Origin of the sequence: Pontibacter burrus, from assembly GCF_010686685.1 — a bacterium.
In the GTDB taxonomy this organism is placed as follows: Bacteria; Bacteroidota; Bacteroidia; order Cytophagales; family Hymenobacteraceae; genus Pontibacter; species Pontibacter burrus.
In genome coordinates this window covers 307,845-323,669 of record NZ_JAAGWD010000001.1, presented here as the reverse complement: position 1 = coordinate 323,669, position 15,825 = coordinate 307,845, and the positions used below count along the sequence as shown (strand labels likewise).

Here is a 15,825-nt window from a genome sequence, read left to right as displayed (position 1 = left end):
TTAACAAACTGAACAAGAAAATGATGAAGGAAAATAAACTGTGGAACACCTGTGGAAGGAAATCAAAAGCATAAACAAGTTATAAAACCTGGCCGTGGAACAGCCAACTTATTAACTTATAAACAGCCCTAATGATGAAAAGAGAAAGGATTTAAAATTTAATCTTTTTAAAATAATTAGAAGGTTGAAAGTGTGGAAAGGTGTGGAACATGAAGAAAAATTGGCCTGAAAAGAATTATAAGGAATATATTTAAGGAGAAAATATAAAGTACACGAATGAATTTAGCCCTGAAACTGACACTGCCGTTCGAAGATCCGGTAATGATTTTTATGGTGGTGCTGCTGATAATTTTGGTAGCGCCCATTATACTTAACAGATTACGAATACCCGGAATTGTTGGTCTTATACTGGCAGGCGTCATAATCGGTCCGAACGGATTCAATATCCTGACACGGGATTCAAGTATCATTTTATTCGGAACGGTGGGGCTCTTGTACATCATGTTCCTGGCAGGGCTTGAGATCGATATGTTCGATTTTAAGAAGAACAAAAACAAAAGCCTTGTGTTCGGAGCTTTAACCTTTTTCATCCCGATTATAACAGGTACAGCAGTCTTTCATTTTTTTCTGGACTACGAGCTGATGTCGGCTATCCTGCTATCCAGTATGTTCTCATCGCATACACTCATCGCATACCCGATAGCCAGTAGACTGGGCATAGCCAAAAATGAAGCAGTAACCGTAACAATCGGCGGAACTATAGTTACCGATACAGCGGTGCTCTTGGTGCTGGCAGTAGTAGCCGGATCTGCGGAAGGTAACATAGACATGTACTACTGGATAAAACTGGCGGTATCGCTGGCCATATTCGGAACTATAGTTATGGTGGGTTTCCCGTACATAGCGCGTTGGTTTTTCAGAAATATTGAAGGCGAGAAGGGAGCACAGTTCATATTTGTGCTGACGATGGTTTTTGCTGCGGCTGTGTTATCAGAGCTGGCGGGTGTAGAGGCTATTATCGGAGCTTTCCTGGCAGGCCTGGCACTTAATACCCTGATCCCGCATACATCTGCCCTGATGAACAGGATCGAGTTTGTAGGAAACAATATCTTTATTCCGTTCTTCCTGATCAATGTAGGGATGATCGTGGACATGAGGGTACTCTTCGGTGGAACAGGAGCCTTGCTGATAGCCGGAACTATAGTTGTAATAGCGCTGGTCACTAAATTTCTGGCAGCCTGGGCAACTCAAAAAGTATTTAACTACTCATCCGTACAGCGGGATCTGATATTTGGTTTGAGCAGCGCACACGCAGCAGCCACACTGGCCGTGATACTGGTAGGCTTTAACCTGGGTCTGATAAACGAAGAAGCGCTCAATGGTACAATCCTATTGATTCTGGTATCGTGCCTGGCAAGCTCGTTTATAACCGAAAAGAGCGCTAAGCGACTGGCCATTATTGAAAGCAGGAAGAAACCTGACCTGAGCGAGAAACCAGACAGAATACTCGTACCAATATCAAACCCGAAAAACATCGAGAACCTGATAGACCTGGCCGTGATGCTCAAGAATCCGGATTTTCACGAGCCGATCTATCCGTTGGCGGTGGTAATTGATAACGAGCACGCGGAGGAAGAAATATTTAAGAAGAATAAGATGCTGCAGGAGGCCATTACGCATGCCTCAGCTACAGACAATGATGTGCAGCTGGTATCGAAGCTGGATGTGAACGTGGCAAGCGGTATATTGCGGGCCATTAAAGAGTTGATGATTACAGAGGTAATTCTAGGATGGAACGCGAAGATCACCACGAAAGACAGGGTGTTTGGAACAGTACTCGACAACCTGCTTGAGAATACCGAGCAGATGATACTGGTGAGCAAAATAGCACAGCCACTCAATACTACCCGCAGGCTTATAGTTATTGTTCCGTTAAACGCGGAACTGGAACGTGGCTACCTCAGATGGCTCAGAACAGTAAAAGCTTTATCGGTACAACTGGGCGCAAAAATTGTGTTTGGTGGCAGACGCCGTACGCTAAATAAGATCAGACAATCGCTCATAAAGGGCAAACCTGCAGTAGAAGCTGAATTTGAACCACTAAGTGATTTCAAAGATCTGGAGATCATAAAATCAAAGCTGGCGCAGGACGACATGATCCTGGTGATATCAGCCAGAAAAGGCACTATCTCATATAACAACCAGATGGATTATGTGCCAAGGCTGCTGTCCAGAACCTATAAAGAAAACAGCTTCATTATCATTTACCCGGAGCAGAACCCAGGCGTAACCCAGGACCAAAGCTACGTGAACATCAGCTATACTACAGAAGCATAAAGTAATGCACGAAACTATAGTTTAGGAAAGACGTGGAAGGAAATAAACTATAGCATAGAACGAACTATAAGATCAAGGTTATGGCAGAGCAGAAACAACAGAACAAAGCTTTTAACTATAGCCTTGATTTTAAAAAAACAGATTTCAGGAAACATCCTGAACTATACAGGGTAGGCAAGGGCGAGCAAGGTGTGTTACTGGTAGAACCCTATAAATCGGAAATATTACCGCACTGGCGCTTCAAAACTACTGACATAGCAAAAGAATCGTCGGAGAAGATCTATAGTTTGTTTCTGGATTACCTGGAGCAGCAGGATTTTGTGGGAGCTGACATGGCGCGTAAATTTCTGCAGATGGGCTACACGCGCTCAAGACGTTATGCCAACCATAAGTCCGGAAAGAAATACGACGGACCGGTACCAGACGACAAAAAGGGGCAGAGCGGGGCACATGGCCGTGAAGAACTGCCACGAGAGCTTGATCCGGTTAAGGCCGAGTCGGCGGCAATATTTAAAGCGAAGTGGGAACAGGCTAAAACAAATAAGACCTATATCAGCTTAAAAAAAGCTTTCCAGGAAACTTATGAGAGATGAAATTTATTTAGATGTAACCGTATCATCTCTAATACAGTAATTCACATATCTTTGCATAAAAAGAAACACATCTTAAAGAAATGATCAACAAAGACATCAGGTTAGGAAAAGGACTTGGTAAGATCAGGTTTGGCCTGACAATGAAAGAAGTAGAAGATCTACTTGGCGAGCCAGAAGAAATTGAGACTTCGGATGAGGAGGATGAATTTGAACATGAGGCCTGGAACTACTGGGAAGAAGGTTTTTCGCTATACTTCGATAAAGAGGACAACTACCGTCTGAGCTGCATCGAAACAGCAAACCGCGAGGTGCAACTATGGGATGAGCGCATTTTTGAGATGAGCCAGGATCAACTGAAACAACTGTTCTCTGACCATAACATCGAAAACCCGGAAGAAGAAGAAATGGAAACCGGTGAAACGCGCATCTCGTTCGAAAAAGAAATGATCGACATGTACTTTGACGACGACCAGTTGATTGCTGTAAACTTTGGCGTGTTTATAGATGATAACCTGGAAGTAAAGTGGCCTGAAAAGTAAGCCAATAGACTATAGAAAAGCCCCGGCCGCATAAAGTAGCCGGGGCTTTTAGTTTATAGTTACCAGCTGTAAACTATAGTTAGGAGTTGTTTCGATCTGTGGAAGGCGATAGCTATAGCAGATTGAAATTCTATAGTAACCATAAAAAAAGCCCGGCATTAAACCGGGCTTTTATATTTATTCAATCACTATCCTATTTAAAGAAGAAGCTCTTCAATTCGTCCTGCATGACAGGGTTAATGGCAATTGCCAGAATAAGTGAAATGATCAGACCTATTGTTACAGAGAGAACATCTTTACCGATCAATCTGAACGTTTTGGCAAATTTTTCTCCGCTATCGTGGGCACGCAGGCGCATACCTAGTTCACGGCCGGCCAGCAAACCAACAAATACCCAGGTAGTACTCATCGGTACATTGTTTACTTCTTTAAAGTAGAAAAGTATAAGCGAGTAAACCAGGTCAATAATAGTGGCGCTGCGCACATCGCGTACTTCAGATTTCTCGTTGATCACGTTCTGAATTCTGTCGCCTTTTTTATAGAAAAGGAATCCTAAGCCCAGGAAGATAAAGCCAGTGAAAACAAGGAATTCGTAAATGTTTAGCTGACGTGGCAGGTAAACAGCAATGTTGGCCAGATCCTGAGCAAGCCAGGTGTACCACAGAAAACCACTGATTATCCATTGTGCCCAAACCCAGAACGCATGCGCTTCGCCTTTAATAAAGCGCTTGATTAGTTTGGAAAGCGTGACGTAGATAATGAAAGCTGATACAAAGGCAAGAAAATAACCCGATATACTTTTGCTAAGCATGCTAACTATAGTTCCGGATGTAGCCGAGAATACACTAAGCAGCATAAAGGTGGTAGAAACCGGAATACGGAACCTTGTAAGCAACAACAGAATAATAGGGGAAGCTAACTGCAGGTAAACAAAGCTGGTAGGAGTTTTTTCCAGCCCCGGCGTAGCAAGGCGCTCATACGATACGTCTCCGTTAAAGGCAACCCAACTATAGGTTACAGTTCCGACAAATATCAAACCCATAAACAACCATTGCCAGTACCATTTCTTGTCTTCGTTAGAACCAATAAAAGTACCGATCGTTTGAATGCTGTCGTTGGCAATAGCGGAGTAGCCTGCAAAGGCAAAACCAACCCACATGGCAATGTTAGGGTAAGGGTAAACAGCACCCGCAACTATAAGCGAGAAGGCAATGAAGTATAAGAACTTTTTTTCTTTTTGAAGAACTACATCAACCAGGCTGTAGCGTTTAACAAACTTGTGCGGCTGCGCAGGTAAAACGTGCTTCGCGTGTTTTTTGGTCTTAGGCATCAGTGTGTCTAAAGTGAATAAAAAATAAAAAGTTGCGCAAGTTAGGGAGAATCAAATGTTACGGTAATGTTACCTATGTTATCAAATTGTTAACAAAAAGAAAAAAGCGCATTGTGGGCCAGGAGAGCACATCATGCTGTTATCAAATTCTGTAAATCACCAATGGCACAAGCAATGCTAAAAAAGCTATCTTTGCACTATGGCTACAAAAGAGAAAACTACCGAAGAAAATACCCAGTTAAAAGACATCATTTCGCACGCTAAAGAGTACGGTTTCGTATTTCCGTCGAGCGAAGTGTATGATGGTTTGCAGGCTGTTTATGATTACGGCCAGATGGGCGTGGAGCTGAAAAACAACATAAAGCAGCTCTGGTGGAAATGCATGACGCAACTGAACGAGAACGTGGTTGGCCTGGATGCAGCTATCTTTATGCACCCGCTTACCTGGAAAGCGTCGGGCCACATCGACAGCTTTAACGATCCGATGATCGATAACAAAGACTCGAAGAAGCGTTACCGTGCCGATGTACTGATAGAAGAGAAAGCCGCCCAATACGAAGCTGAAGGCCATTATGAAAAAGCCAGCGAATTGCTTGTGGAAATGGGTAAACTGCTGGGCGCTGAAGACCTGGATGGCGTACGTGAGCTTATAGTTCGGGAAGGTATCAAATGCCCGATCTCGGGTACCACCAACTGGACCGAAGTACGCCAGTTTAACCTGATGTTCTCTACGCAGGTTGGATCAGTAGCTGAAGAGTCGAGTACCATTTATTTAAGACCTGAAACGGCACAAGGTATTTTTGTTAACTTCCTGAACGTGCAAAAAACCGGCCGCATGAAAGTGCCTTTCGGTATTGCGCAGATCGGTAAAGCCTTCCGTAACGAGATTGTTGCGCGCCAATTCATTTTCCGTATGCGCGAGTTTGAGCAAATGGAGATGCAGTTCTTCGTTCGCCCTGGCACTGAGATGGAATGGTACGAGAAGTGGAAAGCTGCCCGCAAGACGTGGCACGAAGCCATTGGTATTCCGGCTGAGAACCTGCGTTACCACGACCACGAAAAGCTGGCGCACTATGCCAACGCTGCTGTTGATATTGAATATAAATTTCCGTTCGGCTTTAAAGAAGTAGAAGGTATACACTCGCGTACGGACTTTGACCTGACGCAGCATCAGGAGCTGAGCCGCAAGAAAATGCAGTACTTCGATAACGATCTGAATGCTGATGGCAAACCATATGGTAACTACATTCCTTACGTGATCGAAACATCGGCTGGTGCTGATCGCCTGTTCCTGATGATACTTTGCAACGCCTACCAGGAAGAAGAGATTACCGAAGGAGATGCGACCAAAACCCGTACATTCCTGAAACTGCATCCTGCCTTGTCTCCTGTTAAAGCTGCCATTCTTCCACTGACTAAGAAAGACGGCCTGCCAGAGAAAGCAACCGAGATCTTTAACTCGCTGAAGTTCGACTTCAACATGATCTACGAAGAGCGCGACAGCATCGGTAAGCGTTACACCCGTCAAGACCTGATCGGTACGCCGTTCTGTATTGCTGTGGATCATCAGACGCTGGAAGACAACACCGTTACAGTGCGTGATCGCGACAGCCGCGAGCAGGTGCGTATGCCAATAGCAGACCTGAGAAATTATATAGATAAAGCTGTTAACTTCCGTAGCATCCTGGAAAAACTGGCGTAACTATAGAACTATAGATAAAGCAAAAGCCGAAGGTTGTAAAGCCTTCGGCTTTTTTGTTTTAGCAACTATAGCCCAAATGTTCCCTGTGGAAAAACAACTATAGAATGCCCTCTTACTGTTTCTAAACCACATTTTATAGTTCAGCTCTCCACCAAACTATAAAGCAGAACTCAACCTAAGTATAGTTTTTTCTGGATTTAAACCCCAACCTTTTAACACAGCTTAAGTTACAAGGCATAAACCCTTAAAATCTTTAGTCTTTATTACTATGAACAAATGGATTACCTATGCCCTGGCATCGTTGTTGATTTTTCAGGTTGGATGCAAGGACGATGACGAAACAACCCCACCCGATGTAGAACTAACCGATGCAGTGTTAGCTGATAAAGTGCTTGTTGAAAACCTGACCTTGCCATGGGAACTGGCCTGGGGTAATGATAACCAGATCTGGTTTACAGAACGCAACGGTAAAGTGAGCCGCTTAAACCCTGAAACTGGTGCTGTAACTATAGTTGCCACGCTGGATGAAGTAGATGCAAGGGGAGAAGGTGGTTTACTGGGCATGGCGCTGCACCCTAACTTTAGCGCTACTCCGGAGGTTTTTCTGGTGTACAACTACAACAAAGCGGGCACCTATACCCAAAAGGTAGTAAAGTTCAAATACAATGGTACTACCTTAACTAACCCGGTGGTACTGCTCGATAACATACCCGCCGCAAACGTGCATAACGGTAGCCGCCTGCTGATTTCTCCGGATATGAAGCTGTTTATAACTACCGGGGATGCCTTTAACTATTTTGCGCCACAGGACCTTAACAACTTAAACGGAAAGGTGCTGCGCATTAACCTGGATGGTTCTGTACCTGCCGATAACCCGATAAGCGGAAACCCGATGTGGAGCTTTGGTCATCGTAATGCGCAGGGGCTGGTTATGGTAAACAACATTCTGTACAGTTCGGAGCACGGCCCAGACATTGACGACGAAATCAACATCATCCAGAAGGCACGCAACTATGGCTGGCCAGACCTGAGCGGCTTCTGCGACCCTAACGAGACAGCCGTTTGTGAAGAATACAATATGGTAGAACCCCTGAAGAGCTTTACGCCAACTATAGCTGTAAGCGGCATGGACTATTACGATAACCCTCAGATACCACAATGGAAGAACTCGCTACTGGTTGCTACGCTAAAAGACAAAACGCTTTACCAGTTTAAACTGAACGAAGCCGGTGACGCAATCACAGAAACAAACGAGTTCTACCGTTCGGCCCATGGCCGCCTGCGCGATGTGCTTGTAGCACCTAACGGCAAAGTATACCTGGCAACCAGCAATGGCTCTAACGACAAAATTGTAGAGATCAGCCGTTCTAATTAACTGTTGATAAACCGGGTAGTTTTTGCTTCTAAACTGCAGTTAAGGCCATTTTATAGTTTGCTTTTCAACTATAGCTGCTGCTCCGTTCCACAAGGAACAAAACCGCAGGCAATATAGAATTGCTGTTTTGACAAACTATAGTTTTTACATGTTTAAGAAAAAGCCCCGGCAAAATCGGGGCTTTTATTGTTGTAGCACTTTTATACTATAGTTATTGTTTGTTTTAACAGATGCCGGTGAGCATTTTGAGTTTATAAGAATGCCCAAAATTGCCTAACTTTACCGGCTTATAAGTAAACTACCAACTATAGCTACAAAACTTATAGTTTATAGTTTAAATATCAGTGATTTCGTGAGATAAAGATAAACCTGAAAACGGTGAAGTATAACGAGTATAAAAATCTGAATTACGCCAGGCTTGGCGAAGACGTGCTGGCTTTCTGGAAAGAGCATAACATCTTCCAGAAGTCTGTGGCGACGCGTGAGGGCAACGATAACTTCGTGTTTTACGAAGGACCGCCATCTGCAAACGGTACGCCGGGTATTCACCACGTAATGGCCCGCGCTGTAAAAGATATTTTCTGCCGCTACAAAACCCTGAAAGGCTTCCAGGTAAACCGCAAAGGCGGCTGGGACACACATGGCCTTCCGGTGGAGCTGCAGGTAGAAAAAGAGCTGGGTATTACGAAAGAAGATATCGGCAAGAAGATAACGGTAGAGGAGTATAACCAGCGCTGCCGCGAAACAGTAATGCGTTTCAAAGATCAGTGGGACGACCTGACCGAGAAAATGGGTTACTGGGTAGACCTGGACAATCCGTACATCACTTTCGAGAACGAGTACATCGAGTCTTGCTGGACACTGCTGAAGCGCCTGTACGATAAGGGTTATCTGTATAAAGGCTATACGATCCAGCCATATTCGCCGGGTGCCGGTACAGGTTTGAGTTCGCACGAGCTGAACCAGCCGGGCTGCTACCAAATGGTAAAAGACACGACAATTGTAGCGCAGTTCGAGCTCAAGAAGATTACCCGCAACATGTTCCTTTTCGAGAACGAAGGGGAGAACGTATACTTCCTGGCCTGGACGACTACCCCTTGGACGCTTCCGGCTAACACGGCATTGGCCGTAGGAAAAGGCATCAAGTACGTAAAGGTGAAAACTTTTAACCCGTATACTTACGCGCCAATCTCAGTTATACTTGCCAAAGACCTGGTAAGCCGCTACTTCAACGATAAAGCCAAAGATATTGCCCTGGCAAACTATAACCCGGGCGATAAACTGGTGCCGTTTAAAGTGGTAGGAGAGTTTGTGGGCGCAGACCTGGCAGGGGTGGAGTATCACCAGCTGATGCCATACGTGCAGCCGGATAAGCCAGCTTTCAGAGTTATAGTTGGCGATTTCGTGACTACGGAAGATGGTACAGGTATCGTGCATATCTCACCTACATTTGGTGCCGACGACTTTAGAGTTGCTGCCCAGAACGACATACCTGCGCTGCTGGTAACCGACGAAAATGGCAAACAAGTACCGATCGTAGACAAGCAAGGTAAGTTTGTGAAAGAGATCACCGACTTTGCGGGCATGTACGTGAAGAACTACGACGGTCAGGATGAGTCTGCTCCGGACTATAAGCCAACCGACGTACTTATCGCTATTAAACTAAAGGAAGAGAATAAAGCCTTTAAGGTAGAGAAATACGAACACACCTACCCGCACTGCTGGAGAACCGATAAGCCGGTACTTTACTATCCGCTGGATAGCTGGTTCATCAAGACAACGGCCGTAAAGGAAAGAATGATCGAGCTGAACAAAACGATCAACTGGAAACCGGAATCTACGGGTACTGGCCGTTTTGGTAACTGGCTCGAGAACCTGGTAGACTGGAACCTGTCGCGTTCGCGCTACTGGGGTACACCGCTGCCGATCTGGAGAACCGAAGACGGTGAAGAAGAAGTTTGTATTGGCTCTATTGCCGAGCTGAGCGAGCGTATAGATGTGGCTGTTAATAAAGGGTATATGGATGCGGCTGTTGAGATAAACGACCTGCACCGTCCTTATGTGGATAACATCGTATTGGTAAGCCCGTCTGGTAAGCCAATGTACAGAGAACCAGACCTTATCGACGTTTGGTTCGACTCTGGCGCGATGCCTTATGCACAGTGGCATTACCCGCTGGAGAACAAGGATATCTTTGAGCAGAACTTCCCGGCAGATTACATTGCCGAAGGTGTTGACCAGACACGCGGTTGGTTCTTTACGCTGCACGCGCTTGCTGTAATGCTGGAAGATAGCGTGGCGTACAAGAACGTAATTGCAAACGGCTTGGTGCTGGATAAGAACGGAAACAAGATGAGCAAGCGCTTAGGCAACGCCATCGATCCGTTTGATATGATTGGCACCTATGGCCCGGATGCCGTGCGTTGGTATATGATCGCGAATGCGCCACCTTGGGATAACCTGAAATTCAATGCCGATGGTGTAGTAGAAACGCAGCGCCGTTTCTTCGGAACGCTGCAGAATACATACTCTTTCTTCGCGCTGTATGCTAACCTGGATAACTTCACGTATGCCGAAGCCGATGTGCCGTTAGAGCGCAGAACAGAAAGCGACCGCTGGATCATCTCGAAACTGAACACGCTGGTACAGGACGTAGACGCTTATTTCAATGATTACGACCCAACCAAAGCTGCCCGCGCTATCCAGGATTTCGTGACCGATGATTTGAGTAACTGGTACGTGCGCCTGAACCGCAAACGTTTCTGGAAAGGCGAGTACAACGAAGATAAGATTGCCGCTTACCAGACACTTTATACGTGCCTGGAAACTATAGCTAAGTTGGCTTCGCCGATAGCGCCGTTCTATACCGAGCAACTATACCGCGACCTGAACCACGTGAGCCGCAAGCACAAGGAAGAATCGGTGCACCTGGCATACTACCCTGAGGTAAGTACATCAGCTATAGATAAAGACCTGGAAGAGCGCATGGCGCTTGCGCAGTCGGTATCGTCGCTGGTACACTCGCTGCGTAAGAAGCACATGATCAAGGTGCGTCAGCCGTTGCAGCGTATCCTGATACCTGTATTGAGCGAGCACACGCGTCACCAGATACAGGCTGTAGAAGACCTGATCATGAGCGAAGTGAACGTGAAGCACATCGAGTACATTGATGATACTTCTGGCATTTTAGTAAAGAAGATAAAGCCTAACTTTAAAAAGCTGGGTCAGGTATTCGGACCGAAAATGAAACTGGTAGCTGCCGCAGTGCAGCAAATGAACCAGGACGACATTGCCAGGCTGGAGCGTGAAGGTGGATTTGAAGTATTGATCGGAGACGATGAAACAGCTTTGCTGACGCCGGATGATGTGGAAATCTCTTCGGAAGACATACCGGGTTGGTTGGTAGCCAGCGAAGGCAAACTAACCGTGGCATTGGATATAACGATAACCGAAGGGTTGAAGCAGGAAGGTATCGCCCGTGACCTGGTAAACCGTATCCAGAACCTGCGTAAGGACACTAACCTGGAAGTACAGGACAAGATCCATATCCTGATGCAGCCATCGGCACCTGAAGTGAATGCTGCCGTTGAGAATTTCAGAAACTATATCTGCACTGAAACGCAGGCCCTGAGTCTGGAGATTGTAGAAGGACTGGCCGACGGCACCTTGCTGGAAATGGACGAGTACCAGATCTACATGCAGATTCGTACTGAAACTGTAGCAGTTTAAACCATAAACGCACCCGTTTGTCTAATACTAACGGGTGCGTTTATTTTTATTAAGTATACTTGCAGCTTAAAAATTATAGCAATTTTAGGTATAAAAGATGTCTACTATCTAAGTACTAATGTCTTAAAACGCTGCTTACCCTACACACATGAAATACTGGAAATTCTACCTGCTCAGCCTTGTTGTGATCCTGATTGACCAGGCCGTGAAGCTGATCGTGCATTACAACATGGAAATGGGCATGCCCGGCGAAATCCATGTGATAGGCGATTTTTTTAAGCTGCACTATACCCTGAACCCTGGCATGGCCTTTGGCGTGGAGCTGGGCTCGGAATATGGTAAACTGATGCTGACGCTGTTCCGCCTGGCGGCCATGTTTGGTATCAGCTATTACCTGTACTACCTGGTAAACCATAAAGCTCCAACGGGATTGATCTGGTGCATTGCCCTGATATTGGGTGGCGCAGTAGGTAACCTGATCGACAGTACATTCTATGGCGTGTGGTTCGATAACGCACCGTATGGCTCATCTACACCATGGTTCCATGGACAAGTAATTGATATGTTTTACCTCGATATCTGGGAAGGAATTGTACCAAACTGGATCCCTTTGTTAGGTGGTAAGCCAATGTCGCTGTGGCCAATCTTTAACGTTGCTGATGCTGCCATCTTTATAGGCGTAATGCTGATCCTATTTAACCAGAAACGCTTCTTTGGCGAACACGAAGAACCAAAGCACGAAACAGTACAGCAAGGCTTCTAAACTAGATAACTATAGACTATAAAAACAGCGGTTGTTCCATGTGGAGCAGCCGCTGTCTGTTTTAAAATCAATATAGAAGTATGGGTTCAGGAGGACCTACTGTTACATACAGTCTTATTAAAACGCTTTTTCAAAGAATTAGAATATCAGACTATAAGCAGCATCCCAATTAAAAAACTTCCACTTAATTTCGTGCTGTTTTGCCATTTTTAAACTTTCAACTATAATCCTTATGAAGTTTTATAAACTTTTAGCAGCCCTAATTCTGTCATTTAGCTTATACTCCTGCTCCTGCGATGATGTAAACCTTGGTAAGCTGGAACATAATGGAGAGTTAATGTCCTTTTTGCCAGCAAAGGGTAAGCGTTATTTCGTGAAATATGAAGAGGTTAAGTTACCATTGGCCTACCAGGCTGCAGATGGCGTTTACCCAATAGTGGTTCCTGTAGAAAAGACGGGCAAAAAACAAACAACAGGCAAGGGAGGCACTTCTGATTGTATAGAGTATTTTACAACAGAAGGGAAAGAATATCCGGGTTACATAGACGGCCAATGTCCGTTCAGCATTAACCAGATGTACACAAAGGATGTGAACCAATATGGTTTTAACAGCATCAGCGATAAAAACCAGGTAGCTGATGTAATTGAGTACATAGTTGGCTTTAATAACAAATTCCCGACTATAATAACCCGGGGCATGAGCAACTACGAAAATTATATGCCATACAGGGTGTTTACGCTCGCCAAAGACCGGGAGAAGCTGCGCCACAAAAAGAATGACATAACGCAGGAATTTCTGGCAACCGTTACACTAAATGGCGTGCAGTACCAGAATGTTTACCACCTATACCTGAACAGCCCGCAATTTACTGAAGACGAAAAGTTCTTTAACCAGCATTACCCGCTCGACTATCCGCAGGGTGTTTTTGTAAAAGAAGGGGTAGGCATTATTCAGGCTTATACAGCCAGTGGCAAACAGATAGATATAACAGTTGAGTAGCTAATACGGCAAAAACTCTTATTTTTACCTGAAGCAAAAACCTGATTTACCTTGACTACGCCAACCCCTATACTTAAAGTCACCGACCTGGAAACGGTTTTCTCCACGCACCGCGGCACTACTAAGGCTGTGGATAAGGTATCGTTTGAGGTATACCCCGGCGAGACGGTGGCTATAGTTGGGGAGTCAGGTTCAGGAAAGTCCGTAACGTCGCTGTCGGTAATGCGGCTTATTAATACGCCGCCGGGCCGGATAGCAGGGGGTACAGCTATTTTCCAGTCAGAGAAGTTTGGGGAAGTAGACTTGTTTCAGCTGCCTGAAAGGCAGATGCAGCAGATACGCGGCAACGATATCAGCATGATTTTTCAGGAACCGATGTCGTCGCTGAACCCGGTTTATACCTGTGGAAAACAAGTAGCCGAAGTGTTGCTGTTACACAGAGATATTTCGGAAAAAGAGGCCAAAGAGCGAACTATAGCGCTTTTTGAGAAAGCAAAGCTGCCCCGACCAGAGAAGATTTACGACGCTTATCCACATGAAATTTCGGGTGGACAGAAGCAACGCGTGATGATTGCGATGGCTATGGCCTGTGAGCCCAGCATACTGATTGCCGACGAGCCAACTACTGCCCTGGACGTAACAGTGCAGGCCCGTATGCTGCAGCTGATTGACGAACTCAGGGTGAAAGAAAACACAGCCGTCCTGTTCATCACCCACGACTTAGGTGTGGTAGCCGAAATTGCCGACCGCATTTTGGTCATGTATAAAGGCAAACTGGTAGAGCAGGGCAAGGTGTTGGATATCTTTACCAATCCGCAGCACCCGTACACCAAAGGATTGCTGGCATGCCGGCCAAAACTCTCTGCAAAGCCGCAATCTATATTGCCTACCGTGTCGGATTTTATGCTGGAAGATGAAAACGGCAACATTATAGAGCGAACGAGGGAAGTATACGAGCCATCGCTGGTAGATGTGGTTAACAACTATGTAAGCACTGTTACGGATATCAAGCATGAACAGGAAAACCGCCAGAAACCACCGCTTATTGAAGTCGAGAACCTGAAAGTTTACTTCCCGATAAAAAAGGGATTTTTTGGCCGCACCACCGATTTTGTAAAAGCGGTAGATGGCGTAAGCTTTACAGTTAATCCTGGCGAAACGATAGGTTTGGTAGGCGAATCGGGCTGTGGAAAAACTACGCTGGGCCGGGCACTCCTCCGATTGGTAGAGCCAACCGAAGGCAGTATTATTTTCAAAGGCCGTGATATTGCCCAGCTTAGTTCTGAGGAGCTTCGCAAAAGCCGTCGCGATTTCCAGATGATCTTCCAGGACCCATACGCGTCGCTGAACCCGATGCACACCGTAGGGGAGGCTATTATGGAACCGATGCGTGTGCATAAACTATACGCTAACGACAAAGAACGCAAAGCTAAAACAATGGAACTGCTTGAGAAGGTAGGACTTACGGCTGAGCACTTCCAACGTTATCCACACGAATTTTCGGGCGGGCAGCGGCAGCGCATCAGTATAGCCAGAGCCCTGGCACTGCAGCCAAAATGTATTATCTGTGACGAATCCGTTTCGGCGCTGGACGTATCGGTACAGGCGCAGGTACTAAATCTGCTGAACAAGCTGAAACACGAGTTCCAGATGACTTACATCTTTATCACACACGACCTTTCTGTAGCAAAATACATGTCAGACCGGATTCTGGTGATGAGCAAAGGCCAGATCGTAGAAAGCGGTACGCCAGAGCAGCTGTACCTGAACCCGAAAGAAGAATATACCCGCACCCTCATAAGCGCTATTCCGAAAGGCGAGGTAGAAGACATTCTGCAGGCCCAGCAAAAACGGGAAATGCTGAAAGCAGGACAACTATAGTTTGTCTTAACCGCACATTAAGGGCAGTTTCCTGATTTACAGGATTGGGCTATTACTATAGTTGGGACCATAGTTCTATAGTTAGTGTAGTAGTGTATTTCGCTGCCGCAAGTTTGCAACCTGTGTCTAACTATAAAGTTGAACTTGTAACTCAACTGCCCGATAAAGGCAGAGAAGTAGTAGCTGTGGCTATAGTTCTATAGTTGCAGTTATCCAACCACCCCTTTATCCCCTCCTTGACTAAGGCGGAGAATTTCTTCTGTTACTGCTATAGTCTGAGCTATAGTTCTATAGTTAACTCTAACCCACCCCTGCCCCTCCCAAGAGGGGAATTGCGGCTGTTGCTATAGTTGATCCTATAGTTTTATAGTTACAAACTACGGACAGGCAGGCGCAGCCTGCCCCTCGGAACTACAACCACAGAAAGGCGATGCAACTATAGCTTATCACACTATAAGAACTATAGCTATTGAAGGATCACAGTTTTTGGGTTGAGCGCCTTTGACTTGTTGCGGTGCCGTCAGGCAACCCGAGCGCAGCGAGGGTAGCAAGAAGGCAGCAGCGCGATGCCCGAAG

General features: G+C 45.7%; 10 protein-coding genes. 9 read left to right on the top strand and 1 reads right to left on the bottom strand.

Features of this window, described 5'->3' with window-relative positions; all coding sequences use genetic code 11:
- Positions 1–276 precede the first annotated feature (276 nt).
- From GXP69_RS01550 to GXP69_RS01540, 3 genes are all read left to right on the top strand, one after another.
- A complete protein-coding gene (locus tag GXP69_RS01550) occupies positions 277–2,337 on the top strand; it encodes a cation:proton antiporter (protein ID WP_163911456.1) in 2,061 nt (686 codons plus the stop codon).
- 80 nt (positions 2,338–2,417) lie between these two features.
- The gene (locus GXP69_RS01545) at positions 2,418–2,930 is read left to right on the top strand and encodes a DUF4385 domain-containing protein (RefSeq protein ID WP_163911453.1); all 513 of its coding nucleotides are present in this window, start codon (positions 2,418–2,420) and stop codon (positions 2,928–2,930) included.
- An 80-nt stretch (positions 2,931–3,010) separates the two neighbouring features.
- A complete protein-coding gene (locus tag GXP69_RS01540) occupies positions 3,011–3,469 on the top strand; it encodes a hypothetical protein (protein ID WP_163911450.1) in 459 nt (152 codons plus the stop codon).
- Positions 3,470–3,662: 193 nt separating this feature from the next.
- Here GXP69_RS01540 and GXP69_RS01535 read toward each other — a convergent pair whose 3' ends face one another.
- Positions 3,663–4,799: an inorganic phosphate transporter gene (locus GXP69_RS01535; RefSeq protein ID WP_204281879.1), complete on the bottom strand. Its 1,137-nt coding sequence runs from the start codon at positions 4,797–4,799 to the stop codon at positions 3,663–3,665.
- A gap of 199 nt (positions 4,800–4,998) precedes the next feature.
- Between GXP69_RS01535 and GXP69_RS01530 the strand changes: the two genes are divergently transcribed.
- The 6 genes from GXP69_RS01530 to GXP69_RS01505 all read left to right on the top strand — a co-directional run bounded on the left by GXP69_RS01530 (position 4,999) and on the right by GXP69_RS01505 (position 15,249).
- On the top strand, positions 4,999–6,501 hold the full coding sequence (locus tag GXP69_RS01530; RefSeq protein ID WP_163911447.1) for a glycine--tRNA ligase: 1,503 nt from the start codon (positions 4,999–5,001) through the stop codon (positions 6,499–6,501).
- 268 nt (positions 6,502–6,769) lie between these two features.
- The gene (locus tag GXP69_RS01525) at positions 6,770–7,876 is read left to right on the top strand and encodes a PQQ-dependent sugar dehydrogenase (protein ID WP_163911444.1); all 1,107 of its coding nucleotides are present in this window, start codon (positions 6,770–6,772) and stop codon (positions 7,874–7,876) included.
- 378 nt (positions 7,877–8,254) lie between these two features.
- Positions 8,255–11,605, top strand: coding sequence for an isoleucine--tRNA ligase (ileS, locus tag GXP69_RS01520; protein ID WP_163911441.1), 3,351 nt, complete (start codon positions 8,255–8,257; stop codon positions 11,603–11,605).
- A 148-nt stretch (positions 11,606–11,753) separates the two neighbouring features.
- Positions 11,754–12,368, top strand: coding sequence for a lipoprotein signal peptidase (locus GXP69_RS01515; RefSeq protein ID WP_163911439.1), 615 nt, complete (start codon positions 11,754–11,756; stop codon positions 12,366–12,368).
- A 232-nt stretch (positions 12,369–12,600) separates the two neighbouring features.
- The gene (locus GXP69_RS01510; RefSeq protein ID WP_163911436.1) at positions 12,601–13,368 is read left to right on the top strand and encodes a hypothetical protein; all 768 of its coding nucleotides are present in this window, start codon (positions 12,601–12,603) and stop codon (positions 13,366–13,368) included.
- A gap of 51 nt (positions 13,369–13,419) precedes the next feature.
- On the top strand, positions 13,420–15,249 hold the full coding sequence (locus GXP69_RS01505) for an ABC transporter ATP-binding protein (protein WP_163911433.1): 1,830 nt from the start codon (positions 13,420–13,422) through the stop codon (positions 15,247–15,249).
- The last annotated feature ends 576 nt before the right edge of the window (positions 15,250–15,825 follow it).

What these genes read in the sequence shown, in the direction of transcription:
- GXP69_RS01550 (WP_163911456.1), top strand. Translation starts at nt 277, where the DNA reads ATGAATTTAGCCCTGAAACTGACACTGCCGTTCGAAGATCCGGTAATG.
- GXP69_RS01535 (WP_204281879.1), bottom strand. Translation starts at nt 4,799, where the DNA reads ATGCCTAAGACCAAAAAACACGCGAAGCACGTTTTACCTGCGCAGCCG.
- GXP69_RS01530 (WP_163911447.1), top strand. Translation starts at nt 4,999, where the DNA reads ATGGCTACAAAAGAGAAAACTACCGAAGAAAATACCCAGTTAAAAGAC.
- GXP69_RS01540 (WP_163911450.1), top strand. Translation starts at nt 3,011, where the DNA reads ATGATCAACAAAGACATCAGGTTAGGAAAAGGACTTGGTAAGATCAGG.
- GXP69_RS01545 (WP_163911453.1), top strand. Translation starts at nt 2,418, where the DNA reads ATGGCAGAGCAGAAACAACAGAACAAAGCTTTTAACTATAGCCTTGAT.
- GXP69_RS01525 (WP_163911444.1), top strand. Translation starts at nt 6,770, where the DNA reads ATGAACAAATGGATTACCTATGCCCTGGCATCGTTGTTGATTTTTCAG.
- GXP69_RS01510 (WP_163911436.1), top strand. Translation starts at nt 12,601, where the DNA reads ATGAAGTTTTATAAACTTTTAGCAGCCCTAATTCTGTCATTTAGCTTA.
- GXP69_RS01515 (WP_163911439.1), top strand. Translation starts at nt 11,754, where the DNA reads ATGAAATACTGGAAATTCTACCTGCTCAGCCTTGTTGTGATCCTGATT.